This window comes from Pseudomonas mandelii, assembly GCF_024138395.1.
GTDB lineage: Bacteria > Pseudomonadota > Gammaproteobacteria > Pseudomonadales > Pseudomonadaceae > Aquipseudomonas > Aquipseudomonas mandelii_E.
The window spans coordinates 124,623-143,818 of sequence record NZ_JAMYDU010000006.1 but is presented as its reverse complement, the minus strand read 5'-3'; the positions used below and the strand labels follow the sequence as shown (position 1 = coordinate 143,818).

The window sequence follows — 19,196 nt, the reverse complement described above, 5'->3', positions numbered from 1 at the left end:
CGTCCAAAAGAACATAGCAACAATATTCATGCCAGCTGTCAGACTTTCGCGCTGAACAACAGGCTGCTTGCATCATTCAAACTATTGGCCAGTTTCAGGACTTCTTCATTGGGGATTTGGCGAACCACCTCACCCGAGTCACTGGCAATCACCTTGACGACAACTTTGCCTGACGGCTCGTCGATCGAGAACTCCAGATTACGCTTGACCGACTGAACGAACTTTTCAATTTCCTGAACGGCCATCTTGAGTTTGTCCTGCTCGGATACCGCGTCGTTCTTTTGTTCATCCTTGACCGGCGCCACCACAAGGGCATCGGCTCGAGGCTTCTCCACCGGCTTGTCAGCAACAGTCGTCGCTGGCTTCGCAGCTGGATAAGACAAGTTCAGCTTCACGCTCATATCCATGTCCATCACCTCTTAAACTGAAAAAGCGAGAGAGCGCATGCGCACTCTCCCGCCAAAACTCACCCAGCTATTACTGAAGCAGTTTCAGTACAGCGGATGGCAGTTGGTTGGCCTGAGCCAGAACTGCGGTGGAAGCTTGTTGCAGAGTTTGTTGCTTGGTCAGCTGTGCAGTTTCAGCAGCGAAGTCGGTATCTTGTACGCGGCTCAGTGCAGCACTGGCGTTTTCGTTGATGTTCTGCAGGTTGGAAATGGTAGTCGAGAAACGGTTCTGAGCAGCACCCAGGTCAGCGCGAGTGGCGTTGATGTTTGCCAGAGCAGCGTCGATAGCCGAGATAGAGGCATCAACGTTGGTGTGGTTAACGGTGTTGTCAGTACCGGAAATGGCAGTACCGGTCATGCCCAGGGCGCTGGCGTCGAAGCTGGTCGACAGGGTCAGAGTGATCTGGTTGTCGGCAGTTGTGTTCGAACCTACCTGGAACTCCATCGCACCAGCAGTACCGTCGATCAGCGCTTTGCCGTTCAGGTTGGTCGACTGAGCGATACGGGTCAGTTCAGCGATCGACTGTTGGTATTCTTTGTCCAGAGCGGTACGGTCAGCAGTGCCGTTGGAGTCGTTACGCGATTGCAGTGCGATTTCACGCATACGCTGCAGAATGTTGCTCGACTCTTGCAGAGCGCCTTCAGCGGTCTGAGCAATCGAAACACCGTCGTTGGCGTTTTTGATAGCCATGGTCTGACCACGGATTTGCGAAGTCATACGAGTAGCGATCTGCAGACCGGCGGCGTCGTCTTTGGCGCTGTTGATTTTCAGGCCGGAGGAAAGACGGGTCATCGAAGTCGACAAAGCGTCGGAAGCACGGTTCAGGTTCTTCTGAACATTCAGAGAGGTAGTGTTGGTGTTTACTGTTAAAGCCATGACGAATTCCTCGTTGGTTGGGTACTGCGGCTTCCGGCCCTGGCAACCGCCCGGTATGGCCTAGAGAACCTTCGTAATAGTTATCGTCGCCAACGCAGGTTGCTTGAGGGGATTTTTAAAATTTTTTGCCATCACCCTGCCACCCCCTGTAAAACCAAGGTTTAGCGACGATCCAACCACCAAAAAATGACGCCAGAGAACTGCCGCAACCCTTCCTTACAGTCCCGCTCCCGCCGTCTGCCACGGCATTACGCGGAATTGACAGCCATCAGCAAATCGATCAGTTCGTATTCAAGGTAGTCCGCCAGCGCCAACCAGTCCTGTCGTTCCTGGCTATTAAGCATGCCTGTCAGCAATGCCATCCACCGGACCGCGATCTGGCTGTCTGCCCCGCCGACCCGCAACTGCACCCGCTCCGCTACCTCAACCATGACCAGCGCAGCCTCGACATCCCTTCCCAAGCGAAACAACGCTGAACATTGCCGGGCCTGATCCACGAGGGGCAATTCGGTCATCGACTGAACTCCGGATGAAATGTCGTGCCGGCAATCATCGCCCCGGCTCGACTGCTGTTGTAGAAGGCTACTTGTGGCTGCGCAGCGATATAGCGCTCCAGCTCACACAGGTAGCTGCGAAAATTGAGCTGTGTCTTGACCCGCTGCCCGTTCCCGTCCAACACCCAATGGCGGGCCGCGTCCAATTGGGGGCCAAGGTCGCCATCATTCCAGCCAGCATGGGTCTTGTTGTTGGGGAACGCGAAGTCAGCCCCGAACAGCGTGATCTGACTGGCACCCATTTTCACCGCCAGGTCCACCGCCGGATGAATCACGCTGCCGCCTGCAAACAGCCCGGTCCGTGGGAGCTGTTCGCGCAGATCCCGAAAAACAGGGCTTGCCGAGTAGGCGACATAACGTTTGCCTTGCCAGGCCTGCAATACGGCAGGGTCCACCAGCGGCATGTAAACCAGCGTGGTATTTGCGCTGTTTTCGGGTGGCAGGTGACGCTGCGAGATACGCTGATCAATCGTCACGACCACATCCGGCATGATGCCGTGATCGATCAGCGGCCGGTAAGCAGTATCGACACAAACGAACAGTGGTCGCGGAGTCTGGCCGCGAATGGATCGCAAGGTCACGAAGTGCTGTTCCAGGCTCGGTCCGGTGGCGATGACGAACATCGGCTGGCCAGCATGTGTTGCGAACAATTGTGCGGCGTCGCTATCAATGCGGATCTGTTCGACACTTTCCAGTAGGCGCGCCGCAATTTCCGGATTGTCCGGATCGAACTCACGGTTGTTGAATGTCAGATGGGTTTCGCTGATCAAGCGGTCGCGGATCCTGGCGTTATAGTCGTCGGCCAGCACCAGTTCTGAAGGCAGGGCAAAGAACGGCAAACAGATTTCAGCCAAATCACCGGCGTAGTGCAGCTGGACACGCGAATCGCTGAGCCACGGCTGCTGATCGAGCAATTGCAAGACCAGCGCGAACACGGCGCCGTTGAGGATATGTACATGCAGCTGAATCAGCTCCGAACGCTGCAGCAGTTCCAGTTGCAGATCACCCAGCCCCGTGCCGTAAACGTGCAACACCGGACTGTCGACCGGCAGGCTTTCGGCCTGAAGTTGCGCTTCGCGAGTACGGTCATGGCGACTGGTCAACTGAATGCCGTTGATGCTCAGGGTCGAGCCGAGCCCTTCCACCAGATCGGCCTGCAAAGGGCCCGGATCTTCAGACAGCAGACGCTCAGCCACGGCCGGCCAGCGACGCTGGATGAGTTCGACGTTGGGTTGAAAAAACTCGCTCATGGCGCCTCGCTGTGATTCGGGCAAAAAAATAGCGCTCAAGGTTACACCTTGAACGCTTTTTTTGTGCCTGGCTTTCTTTGACTAAAGAGCCGAGGTTCAAGGACGATAGATGATCGCCGATCCCCAAGACAAACCAACACCGAAACCGCTGAGCGCCACACGCTTCCACTTGGAATCGATCACGTGTTTTTCCAGCAGCAACGGAATGCTCGACGACACAGTATTACCGGTCTCGACCATGTCCTTGATGAACTTCTCAGGCTCGCCCTCGAAACGCCGCGCCACCGCGTCGACAATCGCCGCGCTGCCCTGGTGAATGCAGAAGGCATCGATATCGTCAGCATTCAGGCCCGAGTCAGCGAGCAACTCATGCAAATGCGCCGGCACTTTGAGCAGCGCGAAGTTGAAGACCTGACGGCCGTTCATGAAGAACACCCCGTCGGAAACCTTCAGGTGCGGCGCGCCGGAACCGTCGGTACCAAACTTGGCCTTGCCCAACTGCCATGGCGCGTCTTCGCCCATCCAGGTGGCAGTAGCAGCATCGCCGAAGAGCATGGTGGTGTTGCGGTCTTCCGGGTCGACGATCTTGGAGTACGGATCGGCGGTCACCAGCAGGCCATTCTTCAGGCCCGCGGCTTCCATGAAACCCTTGATGGCGTAGATGCCGTAGACGTAACCGGAGCAGCCCAGGGAAATATCGAACGCAGCTACGGTCGTCGGCAGGCCCAGTTTGTCCTGAACGATGGCGGCGGTGTGTGGCAGACCTTCTTCGTCACCGTTCTGGGTAACGACGATCAGCACGTCGATGGCTTCGCGCTTCAATTCTGGATTGTTGGCGAACAGCGCGTTGACTGCTTCGACACACAGGTCCGAAGTTTCTTGTCCTGCATCTTTGCGCGGCAGGAAAGCCGAACCGATCTTGCCCAGGATGAATTCTTCATCCTTTTCGAATTTTGCACCTTGTGCGTAATTGTCCACGCCGGCTACAGGAACGTAGCTCGCAATGCTCTTTATGCCAATCATTACGGCTTCCCAATAATAAACAGCCCAATACCACCGCTCGCAAGGATTCGAGGGGCGCCGACAAACAACGAATAACGTCGCCCTCAAAGGGGTGACAGCGGGAAGAATAAAAGGCCATCACTGGGCTAAACACAGTCCAGGCGCCATCTCCCCTTTTTATACAATACAGTGAAGATGCGCGTTATGACTCGCAGGTCACGCTATTTTGCCGAATCAGCCCCACAAGGGGTTATTCGACCAGCGACCAGCCCAGCGGCGTTCCGCGCTTGATGGCCTGGCGGGCGCGGCGGCCCAGAAGGGTTTCAGCGTGTTTGGGGGCGAGCCCCAGGCCAGGCCGGATGGCCCGCAGATTGGCGACGGTGAAAGGTTCTCCGGCGGCCATGTCCTGAGTGACGTACAGCGAACGGCGGTATACCAGAGACTTGCGCTCGGCCTCGGTCACGCCGTAATGCACTTGGCCCATCGCCTGCCAGGCGCGTTCGGTTTCGATCACCAGGCTCGCGAGTTCAGCCGGTTCCAGGGAGAAACTGGCGTCCACGCCACCGGCGGCACGGTCGAGGGTGAAGTGTTTTTCCACCACCGTTGCCCCCAGCGTTACCGCGGCGACGGACACACCGACGCCCATCGAATGATCGGACAAACCGACTTCACAGCCAAATAACTCCCGTAGATGAGGAATTGTGCGCACATTACTGTTGGCTGGCGTCGCCGGGTACGTGCTGGTGCACTTGAGCAACACCAAGTCCTTGCAACCGGCCTCACGGGCCGCGCGCACGGTTTCGTCGAGTTCGGCGATGCTGGCCATGCCGGTGGAGATGATCAGCGGCTTGCCGGTGGCCGCGACCCGCCGGATCAATGGCAGATCGGTGTTCTCGAAACTGGCGATCTTGTAGGCCGGCACGTCCAGGGTTTCGAGGAAATCCACGGCGGTGTCATCGAACGGTGTGGAGAACGCCAGCATGCCCAGCGCTTTGGCCCTGGCGAAAATCGGCGCGTGCCATTCCCATGGCGTATGGGCCTTCTCGTACAGCGCGTACAGCGAAGAACCGGCCCACAGGCTGTTGGGGTCCTTGATGAAGAACTCGCCTTCGGACAGGTCCAGCGTCATGGTCTCGGCGGTATAGGTTTGCAGCTTCAAGGCGTGCGCGCCGGCCTTGGCCGCGGCTTCGACGATGTGCAGCGCCACGTCCAGCGACTGGTTATGGTTGCCGCTCATCTCGGCAATGATGAACGGCGGCGCATCGGCACCGATCAGGCGGTTACCGATCTTGAAACTGGTCATGGGTGATCCTTTAAATCGCGTGTGAACGCACAAGCACTCTGAGTGAAACCTGCCTCGCGGAAAACTTTCAGCGACGCCTGGTTGGCCGGCAGCACCTGAGCAGTGATCGCTTTCAGTCGCGGCCAATGAGCGGTGACGAAGGCTTCGCCCCGCGCCAGCAGCGCCCTGCCCCAGCCCAGGCCAAAACGGCCTTCGAGCAGATAAATCGAGACTTTGGCCCGGGCATCGTCGAGGTCATAACGCAGCACACCGACCGGGCCGTCATCCGTTTCGGCAATCAACAGCAACCGCCGCGGATTGCTCAGGCTCGCGGCCACCCACGCCTGATGCCGTTGCCAATCGATGATGTGTGTGTCCAGCGACCAGCGCCGAACCGCCTCGGCATTGCGCCCGTCGAACAACAACTGCGCGTCGTCCAGAGTGGCCTGACGAACCTGCAGTACCGTCCCCGCCAGCGCTGCCGCCACCCGCTGAGCTCCACGGCCATCGACCAACTGCCGCGAACGTTCGGCCAGACTCTGACGAATCCCCTGATTGCCCACGACAAAGCCGATGGTCTGGCGTAACTGCTCGACGCTGACCTGCTCGCGACTGCCCAGGAACACATGAGCCCCCGAGGTCGCCATCACTTCGCCGTTGGCCTGCTGATTATTCGAAACCGCAATGCAGATCGTCGGCAGCCCCATGGCCGCCCGTTCCCAACTGGTACCGCCACCGGCACCGATGAACAGGTCGGCTTCGGTCATCAACTGATAGAAATCGCTGACAAAACTGTGCAGGCGCCAGTTCGGGCGGTAGTCCACCAGACTCTGCATCTGTTCCAAGGCCGGATTGTCGGCACCCGCCACGAAATCGACTTCCAGCTCATGGAAGTCCGCCAGCGCCAACATCGCGTGGTGGGTCTGCATGGCCGCATCGAAACCGCCGAAGTTCACCAGCACTCGCCTGGCTCGAGGTTTGATCTCGATTGCCGGGCAACAGAACTCATCGCGCAGCAGGGCAAACCGTGGGCCCAGCAGGGTCTGGCAATCGGGCGTCAGCAGTGAGGCATAAGCCTCTGGCGTGCCCGACAGATTTTGATTGAGCAGCAGATCGACGCTGTATTGCCGAGTGGCCAAATCGTCCACCGCCGCGATTCGCGGAGCCCAGCGGCGGGCCGCGGTCTGCCAATGATGGTCGAGGCCATAGTGGTCGGCGATGATCCAGTCGAAAGCCGGATGACTTTCCAATACTTGCCCCAGCGCAGCGATGTCCGCTTGCCACGGCAGCATCGACTCGATGGCCTGCTGCGGGTCTTCATCGGGATAGCGCTCCGGCAGCGCGAAAGTCTCGAAACCCTCGGCACGCAGACTGTGCAGCCGATGCCCCGGCAACAGACGACAGGCGAAGGCAACGTGCGTGCCCTGCTTGCGCAACACCCTGGCCAGGGTCAGGCAACGGGCGATATGGCCACTGCCAATAGTTGGCGACGCATCAGCGCGGATCAGCACTCTCATTGCAGTTCACCACCGGCCTTCAAGGCGGCGTAGAGGTATTCGGCACGCGTCCAGTCTTCGAGGGTGTCGATGTCCTGCACCAGATGCCGTGGCAGGATCACCGGCAGGCTCGCCGGCGAGAACAGCACATCGCCACGCAACCAGGCCTCGCTGCGCCCCCAATAGAACTGGCCGGCATCTTGAAAAGCTTCGGGCAAGTCCTGGGAGCGGGTCTCGCGAAATTCCGGGTAGAGCGAAGTCAAGGCGCCCTGCTCGTCGAGGGTCAAGGCCCGTTGCACCGGGAAGCCGAAACTGCTGACCGAAAACGCGAAAGACTTGTCCGGATGCTGCACGAGCAACTCATGCCCCTGACGCAGATAACGCGCGTGCAACAACGGCGCCGTCGCGTAGATGCAGCAGGCATAGTCGAACGGCGGCAACTGATTCAAGGCATGCACGATCACCGCTGCGGTCCCGGTGAAATCGTCGGCAAGCGCCGCGGGGCGCATGAACGGCACCTGAGCGCCATGGGCCCGTGCGACCTCGGCGATCTCTTCATCGTCGGTGCTGACGATCACCTGGCCGAACAGGTTCGACGCCAGCGCCGTGCGAATCGAACGGACAATCATCGGCACACCGTCGAACGGCTTGAGGTTCTTGCGCGGGATGCGCTTGCTGCCACCGCGGGCCGGAATGATCGCAACACTGCTCAAGAGTCACTACTCCTCAAGGATCAGTCGTCGCACTTGCTCGACCACATAATCCTGTTGTTCATCGCTCAGCAGAGGAAACAGCGGCAGGCTGATGGCCTCGGCGTAATAACGTTCGGCCTGGGGGAAATCACCCTCGGCAAAACCCAGGTCGCGATAGTACGGCTGCAAGTGCAGCGGAATATAGTGCAAGTTCACACCTACCCCGGCCGCTCGCAAACCTTCGAACACCTGTCGATGGCTGAGGTTGATCCGCGCCGGCTGCAAGCGCACTACGTACAGATGCCACGCCGACTCGGCTTCAGGCTGCGCGCTGGGCAAAGTCAGCGGCAAGTACCCCAGCAACCGGTCATAACGCGCCGCCAGCTCACGCCGACGCTCGATGAAACCCTCGAGCTTGTTCAGCTGTGACAGACCGAGGGCTGCTTGCAGGTCGGTGATGCGGTAATTGAAGCCCAGTTCCACTTGCTGGTAGTACCAGAGACCGTGGCTGGGTTCGGTCATCTGCTCGGGGTCACGGGTCATGCCGTGGCTGCGCAGACGTTGCAAGCGTTCGGCCAGTTCCGGGCGATTGGTCAGCACCATGCCGCCTTCGGCGCTGGTGATGATCTTCACTGGATGGAAACTGAACACCGTCATTGCCGCGAATTCGCCGCATCCTACCGGGCGCCCGGCATAGGACGCACCGACCGCATGGGAGGCATCCTCGATCACAGTGAAACCATAGCGCTCGGCCAATTCGGCGATCATGCGCATATCGCAGCTCTGCCCGGAGAACGCCACCGCCACCAGCACTTTCGGGAGTTTGCCGTCGCGCTCGGCGATCTCAAGCTTCGACGCCAAGGTGTAGGCGTCGAGGTTCCAGGTCAGCGGATCGATGTCGACAAAATCGACCTCGGCGCCGCAGTAGCGACCGCAGTTGGCCGAGGCCAGAAAGGTGTTCGGCGTGGTCCACAAGCGATCGCCCGGCCCGAGGCCAGCGGCGAGACAGGCAATGTGCAGCGCCGCCGTGGCATTGCACACCGCCACCGCGAAATCGGCCTGGCAACGTTCGGCCATGGCCTGCTCGAAACGTTCGATGGTCGGCCCTTGCGTCAGCCAGTCGGACTGCAACACGGCAACCACCGCATCGATGTCGGCCTGATCGAGACTTTGCCGACCATACGGAATCATGCCGACAGCTCCGCGTGCAGGTCAGCGATCTGGCCGACCGAAAGGAAGTGCGGGTTGGTGTCGGAGCGGTACTCGAAATCTTCGCTCACCCGCCGGCCCTGCTCGCCCAGTTTGTCCACGGCAAAATCCACGTCGACGCTGGTGAAACGAATCGACGGCTGAATGGTGTAGTGATCATCGAATTCCAGGGTCATGCGCGCGTCGTCCAGCGGCACCATCAGTTCATGGAGTTTTTCCCCCGGACGAATGCCGACGTGTTTGTGCGGCAAATGTTCAGCCATGCCCTGCGCCAGATCGACGATGCGAATCGACGGGATCTTCGGCACAAACACTTCGCCGCCATGCATGCGAGCGAAACTGTCGAGCACAAAATTCACACCGTGATCAAGGGTGATCCAGAAACGCGTCATGCGCTCATCGGTGATCGGCAGCTCTTTGGCACCCTCGCTAATCAACTTGCTGAAGAACGGCACCACCGACCCCCGCGAACCGGCGACGTTGCCATAACGCACCACGGCAAAACGGGTCTGCTGTTCACCGGCAATGTTATTGGCGGCCACGAACAGTTTGTCCGACAGCAGCTTGGTCGCGCCGTACAGGTTGATCGGGCTGGCGGCTTTGTCGGTGGACAGCGCGACGACTTTTTTCACGCCATTGTCGATGGCCGCGGCAATGATGTTTTCCGCGCCATTGACGTTGGTGCGGATGCATTCGGTGGGGTTGTATTCCGCCGCCGGCACTTGTTTCAGGGCCGCGGCATGCACCACGTAATCGATGCCGCGCATGGCCTGGCGCAAACGCTCGGCATCGCGCACATCACCGATGAAGTAACGCATGCACGGCGCGTTGAACGTCTGCTGCATTTCGTACTGCTTGAGCTCATCGCGGGAAAACACCACCACCCGCTTGGGCTGGTATTGCTCCAGCAGCCGGCGGATGAAATTGCGCCCGAACGAGCCGGTGCCACCGGAGATGAAAATCGATTTACCGTTGAACATGCCTTGAGTCCTTTTACCTGTCAGCCAGGCTTATGCGAGCAACTGCGCCCAGTTCACGCTGGTCGGTTCGCTGAGAGTAAAGCCCTTGCCGGTCAAGGCCAGGTTCTGGTTGTAGGCCGGGTCTTGTTCGAAGCGTGACTGCCACTTGTCACGCAGAGCGGCCACCGCTTGCGGATCGTCAGGCAAAGTCCCCGGATGCGTTATTTGCACTTGCGGCGTCCAGACTGTCAGCAAACCTGCCTCGGCGACTTTCAGGCAAAAGTCGACATCGGCATACGCTTGCTCGAAATGCTCTTCATCCAGCCCGCCCAGGGCGTCGAACACTTCTTTGCGCACCATCAGACAAGCGTCGGAGACCGCCGAATAATTCTGCTCGACCAGCAGTCGATGCATATGACCCGGTGCGTCTCTTTTCTCGCCGATAAACGCAGAAGCCACGCCATCGTCCAGACCCAGAATCAAACCGGCGCCGGTCACGCTGCCCTCGCGATCAACCAGTTTGGCACCCACCACGCCCACTTCAGGACGCTGCGCCTGGTTGAGCAAGGCTTCGATCCAATTGGCATTGACCACCTCGGCGTCCTCCGCGAGCAGTATCAGATACTCACCTTGCGCCTGCGCAACGGCCTGGTTGAGCAGTGTCGACGGGGTCACGCGCTGCTCGTTCTTGATCAGGCGAATCCGCCCGCGGCCGTTTTGCTCCAGACTGTCGAGCCACGTCAGCAGATCGGCTGACTGACTGTGATTGTCGGCAATGATAATTTCGTTGTTCTGATAGCGCGTGCGCTGCAATACGCTCACCAGGCAGCGCTGCAATTGCTCCTGACTGCCTTCGCTGCGCACGATGATCGACACCTTCGGACGCGCGGCGTGGCGGTAGTCGATCCGCAAGCCACCAAATGCCTCAGCACTCACCTGAGCCTGATAGCCGCGGGTTGCCAAGTGGCGCACCAGGGCTTGACGTTGGTGCTCGTTCGGTGCCAGCTCCACCGCCGGCGTGATAAGCAATGGCTCGGCCAAATGCGCCAGCCCCGTCAGAGCGCCAGTTTCGATCAGGCGCAGCAGCAGGTCGAATTCCAGTGCATCGCTGAACTCGCGGGCATAACCACCGACATCCACCAGCACCTCGCGTCGGATCAGCCAATGCCGGGCGGTCAACGCTGGCAGGCTTTGCAGCAGGTCGAGGTTGAAGGCCGGGCGGAAAACTTCGGTCAGCGTGCCATTACTGCGGCGATGAATCTCATCCATCGCCACCGCACGGCAACCTTCGGCGTTCTGCAACTCAAGGCTGGCGCGCAGCAAGCCGGCAGCGGTGAATTCGTCACCGGCCTCGGCCAGCAGCAGCCAGTCCGAGTTCGAGCGCTGGGCAATCTGGTTCAGTCTATCAACGTAGTCACTTGCGCTGACCTTTACAAAATGCACGGTATTTTGTTCGGTGGTGATATCAGGCAAATCACCGGTGGTGAAGACCACCACCTTGAAGGCCCGGAAAGCGCTTTCCATCAGACTGTCGAAGGTGACCTGCAACTTGTCCATGTCGGCTTCAAGGTCCAGCAACAGAATACCGAACTGAGCTCCACCTTCGTTGGCCGCCAGGTGCTGATTGATTCTCCGTACCGCCGTCTCGTTCGGCTGGCGTGCCTGCAACCAGTTCAACAGCCGGCCGGAGTGCATACTGTCCAGCAACTGACAGCTGTCGTAGGTCGGTACGCTGTCCAGGCGTGCAATCCAGTCCGTCAATATTTTCGCATCGGTGCTCTCGCCCATATCCAGCAATTGCTGCACCAGTTTTTGCACGACCCGACGGTTGAAGGCGCCCAACTGCACGGCATGCAACAAACGGTTCTGGATGGTCTCGGGCGTGTCATTGGAATAGATGCGCTGCAACGTGTGCTGCTGAAGTAACGCCCCCTCCATTTCTTCCAGTTGCAAACGTCCGGCAGGCATCGCATGGAGCAGGAATTCGCACTCGGTCAGTTGATCAAAAAACGCCTGGTTGTAGAACGGCATCTCGACATACTGCTGAGGCCCGAATGCGCGTTTCGGGCCGATGGTAGGGTCTTTCCAGTAGGACTCGAAGATCGGCTCGATCGTCAAGGCATTGCGCGCGGCCAGGCTGTCGGCCAGCGACTGGAAACTTTGCAGGGCGAACTCTGCTGTCTGCGCCTGGTTCAGGCCATTGATGCCGGTCGGCAGCGTGGCGAGGAAACCGGCAAATCGCTCACGCTCAGCGACGGAACGGGCGTCTTTGAAACTCAGGACGTGAATGATTTCGGAATTGTGATCCGAATGGCCATAGTTGACCTCCCGCACCACATAAGGCATTGGCAAAATCCGGGCCTTGGCCCGCGCGAGCATGTAATACACATGGCCGATTTCCTGCCACTCGAAAATCGTGCCCTGCGGCAAGGACGCGTACCAGTCCTGCAACAGCGAAGTGCGGTGCACCGCATAGAACGGCGGAATGTACTGACTCATGTAGTCGAGCACACGATCCTGAGCGCGCTCGGCGTTGTAATCCTCTTTCACCTTCTTGTCGCGACGGTAGTACAGCACATAATTGGAGTGCGTCAGGTACATCAGGCAGTAGCCGTGGCACATACCGTAATCGGGGTTGGCCTCGAGGAAGTTCACCGAGTCGGTCAATGCATCGTGCAGCAGGAAGTCATCGTCGGAAGCCAACACCATGTACGGTGTGGTGACCTGGCTGGCGCCATATGCGAGCTTTTGCTGAAACCCCGTATAGGTGAACTGCGGCAAATGGCGGTAGTCGACCGACGGAAAGTCGGTTGCGATGCGCTCCTCGCCCTGCACGGACGAATCCAGCACCAGTACCTTGGCGGAGTAACTGCTGTAGTACTGCAAGGCGCGTCGCAGAAACGCCCTGCGGTTGTGGGTGATGACCACCACCGTGAACAGCTCGTTCAGCGGTGTCACGTTGGTTTGAGTGCTGCTTTGAACCTGCATTTTCCTATCCCCACAACCGGCCGATCGCCAAGTACCTGAAACTGTTTTTTTATTAACGAACCCGACGCAGGTAGCCGTCCGGTGCCACAGTGATCAGCAGCTTGTTCTGCAACTGACGATCGATCTCGAAGTCACGGTTTTCTTCCAGATATTTCCACACAGCAGTTTTCGGGTTGTCACCCGGGCCCCATGGGCGGTCCGGGAAGAAGTCGGCCGGCATGTCTTCGACCACGGTGTCCATCACCACGCAGTAGCTGTCCACCGACACCAGCGGTGCATACAGACGCAGCTCTTCGAGCACGTGATCGTGGGTGTGGTTGGAGTCCAGCACCAGAATGACTTTCTTGCCTTCGGCAGCGGCGCGCACTTGTGCGGCGATCGCAGTGTCGATGCTCGAACCTTCGATCATCTTTATGCGCTTGCTCATCGGGTGGCTTTCGATGGCTTCACGGTTGTGCGGGCGAATGTCGAGGTCGATGCCCAGTACTTCGCCGTGGCCTTGCAGCTCCAGCAACGATGCGTAGTAGATGATCGAACCGCCGTGGGCGATGCCGCACTCGATGACCAGATCCGGCTTGACCTGCCAGATGATCTCTTGCATCGCCATCATGTCTTGGGGCAACTGGATGATCGGACGGCCCATCCACGAGAAGTGGTAGCTGTATTTGTGCTTCGCCGATTCGTTGAAGAAATCCTGGGCCAGGCCGGTGAGTTTCTGGTCGTCACCTTGCTGGGCGATCTGTTCCCGGCATTCGGCTTCGAAGGCTTTGTTGATGCTGTTGTCGGTCATTTTCAAAATCTCAATGGTCACTGGAACGAAGCGCTATCGACGACGTGATAGACGTAGCGTCCACCGGTCATCCGCTTGATTTCTTCGAGGTAATTGGAGTTCATCACAAACAGGTTGGCGCCTTCGGGCAGAGCGTCCATGGCCTCTTGGGGCGAGGACACCCGCGCGCCGCTCAGGGGCAGATATCGGCCCTGTTTGGCCGGGTTGATATCCACCACGCGATCCACCGCCACGCCCGCTCGTTGCAGGAACAGCGAATAAATCACGCCTTTGGACGAGGCGCCCCAGATCACCGAACCTTGCTCGGGCGCGGCCTGAATGATCTGCACGGCGCGGTCGAGGCTGGCGGTGAAACCTTCGGGCAGCGTCAGGCGCGGCACCGGCTGTTCCGGGGTCAGGCGCAACGTCGACAGGTCGGCGACGATGTACAGGTATTGGCCACCGAACAGGTGACCGGCCTCGTGCACGGTGCCGAACATCCGGCGCAGGTCATCGAGGCGGAAATAATTGACGTGCTCGTAGAACAGGTCGAACCAGGCGCGGTGCTCGAGAATCCAGTCGAAACACGGGACTTCGATGTAGATCTGTCCGCCCTGATTGGCTTCGGCGATGACCGCCAGGAAGCTCAACGGATCCTGAATATGCTCCAGCACATGGCGCAATACGATGGCATCCGCCGCCAGACCGAGCCCGCGGGTGAACGGTGCCTTGATCACATCGGCGTTGTTGCCTTCGTAAGCCGGGTCGATGCCGGTGATGGCGTAGCCCAGACCTTTTAGCAGCTCAAGAAAGTAGCCTTTGCCGCAGCCGACTTCGATCAGCTCCTGACCCTTGAAGTGGCGGGCAATGATCCCTTCGACATCGCTCAGGTGCTTCTGGAACTGGCCGGAATGCGCCTGTTCGTTCTGATAGTCGGCGTCGTAGCTGAGCTTGTCGGCGTCGAAGGCCTGATTGAAGATCAGCCCGCTCGTCTCATCTTGCACCAACACCATGTCGGCGCAGGCCGAAGCTTTCGCTGATTGCGCATCGGCAAAGGTACGATTCTGCAACACCGGCAGGTCGGCGACCCGATACAACTCATGCCTCATGCTCTGCTCCCAGTAGCTGTTGCAAGCGGTCCGCCACGCCCCAGAACGCCATCGGCTCGTGGGTCGGGTATGGATAGTGACCGAGGTTCAAACGGATCGATGCGCCACGTTCGCGCAACCGCTGCTCGACCAGCGCCCGGACCGAAATCGGCTGGCCGCTGGAGCAATTGATCACGCCATCGAATTCGCGCTGTTGCAGGATCGCCGCAAGGTAACCAGCGGCGGTGTCGATCGCCAGGTAATCGCGCAACTGTTCGCCGGCCGACATGTTGAAGCTGTCGTCACCGGCATCGATCGCCCGATCCAGCGCCGCCAGCAAACTGTTCGGGTTTTGCCCCTCGCCATGCAGGTAAAACAGACGCGCCCATTGCAGGGTGAACGGTTGAACACGCTGCAGATTTTCGAGGAACAGCCGCAGCGTGTTTTTTGCCAGCCCGTAAGGATTGCTCGGCTGCGGCGCGGTCTGCTCGCTGAGCGGCCCACTTTGCAGGCCGTATTCGAAACAGGTCCCGGTGACCAACACCTGCGACACGCCCGCCTCGACCGCGCCCTTGATGAACCGGTAATCGGCCGTCAAGTTATGCTCGAAATGGAACAGCGCCTGATAGTTCGGCAAGCCTGGCCATGCCAGATGCGCCAAGGCATCGATGCCATCGGTCAGCGCGGCGATATCAAGGTCGGCGGCGTGAATATCTGCCGCAACGAATTCCACTGCATTGATCCACGGCAAGTTCGCGGCGGTCTCGGCGTTGCGCGCCACGGCCCGAACCTGGCAGCCACGGGCGAGCAACACCTCGACCAGATTCCGGCCGACGAACCCGGTCGCCCCGGTGACCAAGACCTTCACAGTACGGTCAACTCAGGCACGGCGATGACGAATCGGCCGTCCCACTTGCGCACCTGGGCCAGTTGTTGACTGACTTCGTGCAGCAGGTTCCACGGCAGGACCAGGATGTAATCCGGCTTTTCCAGATCGATCTGTGCAGGCGAAACAATCGGAATGCGACTGCCCGGCAAGTACTTGCCCTGCTTGTGCGGATTGGCGTCGGCAACCCAGGCCAGCAGGTCCGGTTTGACCCCGGCGTAGTTGAGCAAGGTGTTGCCCTTGGCCGCGGCGCCATAGCCGACTACGCGCTTGCCATCGGCCTTGGCCTGCAGCAGGAAACGCAGCAGTTCGTGCTTGATACGTTCGGCGGCCGGCGCGAGGGTCGCGTAGTACTCGGCGGTTTTCACTCCAGCGGCGAACTCGGCTTGCAGTTGCTGAGCAACCGCTGGCTGCACTTCGCGACGAATGCCATCGACACGCTGGACGAATACCCGCAGTGATCCGCCATGAGTCGACAACTGGCTGACGTCAAACACTTCCAGGCCATTGCGCGCACACAAGGTCTGCACCGCGGTCAGCGACAGATAGGAATAGTGCTCGTGATACAGCGTGTCGAACTGCTGGCCAGCCATCAGCGTCAGCAGTTGCGGAAACTCGAACGTCGCCACACCCGTCGGCTTGAGCAACGCTGCAAAACCGCCGAGGAAATCATTGATGTCCGGCACGTGGGCCAACACGTTGTTGGCGGCCATCAGGTCAGCGCCCCAGCCTTCGCTGTTCAGCTGCGCAGCGGTATCACGACCGAAGAACAGTTCGCGAATCTCCAGGCCTTTTTCCCGAGCCGCTTGCGCGGTGCTGCGGGTCGGTTCAACACCCAGGCATGGGATGCCGCGCCCGGCCACGTACTGCAACAGGTAACCGTCATTGGCCGCGATTTCCACCACACGGCTGTCGGCGGTCAGGTCGAAGCGCTCGACCATCTCGGCGACATAGCGCTCGGCATGGGCCAGCCAGGTGCTGGAGAACGAACTGAAGTAGGCGTACTCGGCGTCGAACAAGCTGTCGGCGCTGGTGTAATCCTCGGTCTGCACCAGCCAGCATTGCTGACACACTGCAACCTTCAGCGGCACCCAATGCTCGGCTTGTTCCAGTTGATCGGCGCGCACGTAGGCGTTGGATGGCGGCGAGGTGCCGAGATCGATCAGCGGCAGGCTCAGCGGTGCAGCGCACCCACGGCAGTTCATAGACGCACTCCAGCAAAGTGTTCATCGAGCAAGGGATGGCTGGAATCCCGCGCCGACAGATTATTGACAGGCAACGGCCAGGCGAGGGCCAGCCGTGGATCGTTCACGTTCAAACCGCCTTCGTGCGCAGGCGTGTAATCGGCGCTGTGCAGGTAGAGCAATTCAGTATCGTCGGTGAGAGTCTGGAAGCCGTGGGCGAACCCGGCCGGAATCAGCAGGCTACGGCCATCCCCGGCCTTCAAGTGCTCGGCGTGCCAGTGCAGAAAGGTCTCCGAATCCGGGCGCAAGTCCACCGCCACATCCCAGACTTCACCGCGCAGGCAAGTGATTAACTTGGCCTCCGGCGCGCTCGCGTTCTGATAATGCAGACCGCGCACACTCCCCCGCTCACGGGTGCAGGAATGGTTGATCTGGCGGATATGAAACGGCTGGCCGAAGGCGCTCAGGCTGCCTTCGCAGAACAGCCGCGCGAAGTGCCCGCGATCATCTTCAAAGCGTTTGTGCTGCACGCTGAACAGACCAGCCAGTGGCAAAGCTTTCAACAGAAATTCACTCACAGCGCGCCTCGGTACAGGTTCAACTGGCCCAGGGTAACTTCACGCATGTCATCGCCGTTCTGCCACGCCAGGTGCCAATCGAGGGTCTGGGTCAGGCACTGCTGCAACGACCAGCGCGGTTGCCAGGCCAACAGTTGACGAGCGCGACTGCTGTCCAGGCGCAACAGGCCGGCCTCATGCAAATCGCTCGGTTCGATGCGCAAGCCGCGTGCTTGCGGCCAGCGGCTGGCGAGCAGTTCGACCACTTCGCCGACGCTGCACATGTCCGCTTCGCTCGGGCCGAAGTTCCACGCGCCGGCAAACTCCGGGCCTTGCTCGTAGAGTCCGGCGGCCAGTTGCAGATACCCCGCCAACGGTTCCAGTGCGTGTTGCCACGGGCGCACAGCTTGCGGGTAGCGCAGGGTCACCGGCTCATCCGCCGACCAGGCCTTGAGTACATCAGGGATCAGCCGTTCAGGCGCGAAGTCCCCGCCGCCCAGCACGTTACCGGCGCGTGCGGTGGCCAGCGCCAGACCGTGTTCGGCGTACTTGTCCGCCGGGAAAAACGACGCGGCGTAAGACTGCGCCAGCAATTCGCAGCAAGCCTTGCTGCTGCTGTAAGGGTCGTGACCGCCGAGGGCTTCGTCTTCGCGGTATGGCCACAGCCATTCCTTGTTGGCATAGACTTTGTCGGTGGTCACCAGCACGCAGGCGCGCACGCCGCCGACCTGACGGATCGCTTCGAGCAGGTTGAGGGTGCCCATGACGTTGCTGGAATAGGTGCCGAGCGGATCGCGATAACCTTCGCGCACCAGCGGCTGAGCCGCCAGGTGCAGGACGATTTCCGGCTGGGTTTCAGCGATCAATTCCAACAAGGCACCGAGATCACGCAGGTCACCGCGCTGATCGTTGATGCCCTCGCGCACCCGGGCCAGCTCGAACAGGCTCGGTTTGGTCGACGGATCGAGCGAAAACCCGCTGACCTCGGCACCGAGGCTTTGCAACCACAACGTCAGCCAGCTGCCCTTGAAACCGGTATGGCCGGTGAGCAGAACCCGTTTGCCGCGCCAGAATTCCGGGCTCAGTCCCATTGCTTCCATGGGGCCTCCCCGCTCAGCCACAACGCTTCGAGGTGGTTCTTGTCACGCAGGGTGTCCATCGGATGCCAGAAACCGTCATGCTGGAAAGCCTGCAACTGATCATCTGTGGCCAACGCCGCCAGAGGTTCGGCTTCCCAAGAGGTTTGATCGTCCGCGATGTAGGGCAAGACCTTGGGCGACAATACGAAGAAGCCGCCGTTGATCCAGCCGCCATCGCCGCGGGGTTTTTCTGTGAAACCCAATACCTTGTCACCATCACGTTCCAGCGCGCCATAACGTCCCGGCGGCTGCACCGCCGTCACGGTAGCGAGCTTGCCGTGGGCCAGGTGAAAGTCCACAAGGGCACCGATATTGAGGTCCGAAACACCGTCGCCATAGGTAAAGCAGAACGCCTGCTCGCCATCCAGGTAACGGGCAGCGCGACGCAAGCGGCCTCCGGTCATGGTGTCATCGCCGGTATCGACCAGCGTGACGCGCCATGGTTCGCTGTAGTTCTGGTGAACGTCCATGCGGTTGTTGCACATGTCGAAAGTGACGTCAGAGGTGTGCAGGAAGTAGTTGGCGAAGAAGTCTTTGATCGCGTAGCCCTTGTAGCCCAGGCAAATCACGAAGTCATGAATCCCGTGAGCGGAGTACTGCTTCATGATGTGCCAGAGAATTGGCTTGCCGCCGATCTCGATCATCGGCTTGGGTTTGAGGTGCGACTCCTCGCTGATGCGCGTGCCCAGGCCACCCGCCAAAATAACTGCCTTCATCGTCTCCCCTCTTGTTCTTCACAGGGCTCAGCCAAGCTGTATCAAGCTCCTGCGGGCCTTCTGGCTAAAACCTTTTGCCGTGTATCGGGCGCCTGGGGAATG

18 protein-coding genes are annotated in these 19,196 nt (G+C 59.7%); all 18 read right to left on the bottom strand.

Annotated elements, in window-relative coordinates; all coding sequences use genetic code 11:
- Window positions 1-38: 38 nt before the first annotated feature.
- Window positions 39-407: a flagellar protein FlaG gene (locus NHU87_RS12700; RefSeq protein WP_253548794.1), complete on the bottom strand. Its 369-nt coding sequence runs from the start codon at window positions 405-407 to the stop codon at window positions 39-41.
- A gap of 70 nt (window positions 408-477) precedes the next feature.
- Complete coding sequence (locus NHU87_RS12695; protein ID WP_253548792.1) at window positions 478-1,323, bottom strand: flagellin domain-containing protein; 846 nt, start codon at window positions 1,321-1,323, stop codon at window positions 478-480.
- 248 nt (window positions 1,324-1,571) lie between these two features.
- A complete protein-coding gene (locus NHU87_RS12690; RefSeq protein WP_253548790.1) occupies window positions 1,572-1,838 on the bottom strand; it encodes a hypothetical protein in 267 nt (88 codons plus the stop codon).
- Entirely contained in the window at window positions 1,835-3,127 is a 1,293-nt protein-coding gene (locus tag NHU87_RS12685; protein WP_253548788.1) for a motility associated factor glycosyltransferase family protein, read from the bottom strand. The genes NHU87_RS12690 and NHU87_RS12685 overlap by 4 nt, the downstream gene beginning before the upstream one ends.
- 96 nt (window positions 3,128-3,223) lie before the next feature.
- Window positions 3,224-4,150 (bottom strand): ketoacyl-ACP synthase III, encoded by a 927-nt coding sequence (locus tag NHU87_RS12680; RefSeq protein ID WP_253548786.1) that lies wholly within the window; start codon window positions 4,148-4,150, stop codon window positions 3,224-3,226.
- A gap of 229 nt (window positions 4,151-4,379) precedes the next feature.
- Window positions 4,380-5,432, bottom strand: coding sequence for a pseudaminic acid synthase (pseI, locus tag NHU87_RS12675; protein WP_253548784.1), 1,053 nt, complete (start codon window positions 5,430-5,432; stop codon window positions 4,380-4,382).
- A complete protein-coding gene (gene pseG / locus NHU87_RS12670) occupies window positions 5,429-6,928 on the bottom strand; it encodes a UDP-2,4-diacetamido-2,4,6-trideoxy-beta-L-altropyranose hydrolase (RefSeq protein ID WP_253548782.1) in 1,500 nt (499 codons plus the stop codon). Before pseG ends, pseI begins: the two co-directional genes overlap by 4 nt.
- Window positions 6,925-7,620, bottom strand: coding sequence for a pseudaminic acid cytidylyltransferase (gene pseF / locus NHU87_RS12665; protein ID WP_253548780.1), 696 nt, complete (start codon window positions 7,618-7,620; stop codon window positions 6,925-6,927). The genes pseG and pseF overlap by 4 nt, the downstream gene beginning before the upstream one ends.
- Before the next feature lie 6 nt (window positions 7,621-7,626).
- Window positions 7,627-8,790, bottom strand: coding sequence for a UDP-4-amino-4,6-dideoxy-N-acetyl-beta-L-altrosamine transaminase (gene pseC / locus NHU87_RS12660; RefSeq protein WP_253548772.1), 1,164 nt, complete (start codon window positions 8,788-8,790; stop codon window positions 7,627-7,629).
- A complete protein-coding gene (gene pseB / locus NHU87_RS12655) occupies window positions 8,787-9,788 on the bottom strand; it encodes a UDP-N-acetylglucosamine 4,6-dehydratase (inverting) (RefSeq protein WP_253548770.1) in 1,002 nt (333 codons plus the stop codon). Before pseB ends, pseC begins: the two co-directional genes overlap by 4 nt.
- Before the next feature lie 30 nt (window positions 9,789-9,818).
- Entirely contained in the window at window positions 9,819-12,755 is a 2,937-nt protein-coding gene (locus tag NHU87_RS12650; RefSeq protein ID WP_253548761.1) for a TIGR00180 family glycosyltransferase, read from the bottom strand.
- Window positions 12,756-12,807: 52 nt separating this feature from the next.
- Window positions 12,808-13,545, bottom strand: coding sequence for a cephalosporin hydroxylase family protein (locus NHU87_RS12645; RefSeq protein ID WP_253548759.1), 738 nt, complete (start codon window positions 13,543-13,545; stop codon window positions 12,808-12,810).
- 17 nt (window positions 13,546-13,562) lie between these two features.
- Entirely contained in the window at window positions 13,563-14,633 is a 1,071-nt protein-coding gene (locus NHU87_RS12640; protein ID WP_253548757.1) for a class I SAM-dependent methyltransferase, read from the bottom strand.
- Window positions 14,623-15,480 carry an NAD-dependent epimerase/dehydratase family protein gene (locus tag NHU87_RS12635; protein ID WP_253548755.1) on the bottom strand — a complete coding sequence of 286 codons (858 nt, stop codon included), beginning with the start codon at window positions 15,478-15,480 and terminating at the stop codon, window positions 14,623-14,625. The genes NHU87_RS12640 and NHU87_RS12635 overlap by 11 nt, the downstream gene beginning before the upstream one ends.
- Window positions 15,477-16,703, bottom strand: a complete 1,227-nt coding sequence (locus tag NHU87_RS12630) for a class I SAM-dependent methyltransferase (RefSeq protein ID WP_253548753.1) — start codon at window positions 16,701-16,703, stop codon at window positions 15,477-15,479. Before NHU87_RS12630 ends, NHU87_RS12635 begins: the two co-directional genes overlap by 4 nt.
- A complete protein-coding gene (locus NHU87_RS12625) occupies window positions 16,700-17,260 on the bottom strand; it encodes a dTDP-4-dehydrorhamnose 3,5-epimerase family protein (protein WP_253548750.1) in 561 nt (186 codons plus the stop codon). Before NHU87_RS12625 ends, NHU87_RS12630 begins: the two co-directional genes overlap by 4 nt.
- Window positions 17,257-18,339, bottom strand: coding sequence for a CDP-glucose 4,6-dehydratase (gene rfbG, locus NHU87_RS12620; protein WP_253548748.1), 1,083 nt, complete (start codon window positions 18,337-18,339; stop codon window positions 17,257-17,259). The genes NHU87_RS12625 and rfbG overlap by 4 nt, the downstream gene beginning before the upstream one ends.
- Window positions 18,321-19,094 (bottom strand): glucose-1-phosphate cytidylyltransferase, encoded by a 774-nt coding sequence (gene rfbF / locus NHU87_RS12615; RefSeq protein ID WP_253548746.1) that lies wholly within the window; start codon window positions 19,092-19,094, stop codon window positions 18,321-18,323. Before rfbF ends, rfbG begins: the two co-directional genes overlap by 19 nt.
- Between the last annotated feature and the right edge of the window lie 102 nt (window positions 19,095-19,196).

Excerpts from the sequence above, each read along its gene's own strand:
- pseC (WP_253548772.1), bottom strand. The coding sequence starts at position 8,790 with ATGATTCCGTATGGTCGGCAAAGTCTCGATCAGGCCGACATCGATGCG.
- pseI (WP_253548784.1), bottom strand. The coding sequence starts at position 5,432 with ATGACCAGTTTCAAGATCGGTAACCGCCTGATCGGTGCCGATGCGCCG.
- rfbF (WP_253548746.1), bottom strand. The coding sequence starts at position 19,094 with ATGAAGGCAGTTATTTTGGCGGGTGGCCTGGGCACGCGCATCAGCGAG.
- pseG (WP_253548782.1), bottom strand. The coding sequence starts at position 6,928 with ATGAGAGTGCTGATCCGCGCTGATGCGTCGCCAACTATTGGCAGTGGC.
- NHU87_RS12645 (WP_253548759.1), bottom strand. The coding sequence starts at position 13,545 with ATGACCGACAACAGCATCAACAAAGCCTTCGAAGCCGAATGCCGGGAA.
- NHU87_RS12695 (WP_253548792.1), bottom strand. The coding sequence starts at position 1,323 with ATGGCTTTAACAGTAAACACCAACACTACCTCTCTGAATGTTCAGAAG.
- NHU87_RS12685 (WP_253548788.1), bottom strand. The coding sequence starts at position 3,127 with ATGAGCGAGTTTTTTCAACCCAACGTCGAACTCATCCAGCGTCGCTGG.
- NHU87_RS12650 (WP_253548761.1), bottom strand. The coding sequence starts at position 12,755 with ATGCAGGTTCAAAGCAGCACTCAAACCAACGTGACACCGCTGAACGAG.
- pseB (WP_253548770.1), bottom strand. The coding sequence starts at position 9,788 with ATGTTCAACGGTAAATCGATTTTCATCTCCGGTGGCACCGGCTCGTTC.
- NHU87_RS12690 (WP_253548790.1), bottom strand. The coding sequence starts at position 1,838 with ATGACCGAATTGCCCCTCGTGGATCAGGCCCGGCAATGTTCAGCGTTG.
- NHU87_RS12630 (WP_253548753.1), bottom strand. The coding sequence starts at position 16,703 with ATGAACTGCCGTGGGTGCGCTGCACCGCTGAGCCTGCCGCTGATCGAT.
- NHU87_RS12700 (WP_253548794.1), bottom strand. The coding sequence starts at position 407 with ATGGATATGAGCGTGAAGCTGAACTTGTCTTATCCAGCTGCGAAGCCA.
- NHU87_RS12680 (WP_253548786.1), bottom strand. The coding sequence starts at position 4,150 with ATGATTGGCATAAAGAGCATTGCGAGCTACGTTCCTGTAGCCGGCGTG.
- rfbG (WP_253548748.1), bottom strand. The coding sequence starts at position 18,339 with ATGGAAGCAATGGGACTGAGCCCGGAATTCTGGCGCGGCAAACGGGTT.
- NHU87_RS12640 (WP_253548757.1), bottom strand. The coding sequence starts at position 14,633 with ATGAGGCATGAGTTGTATCGGGTCGCCGACCTGCCGGTGTTGCAGAAT.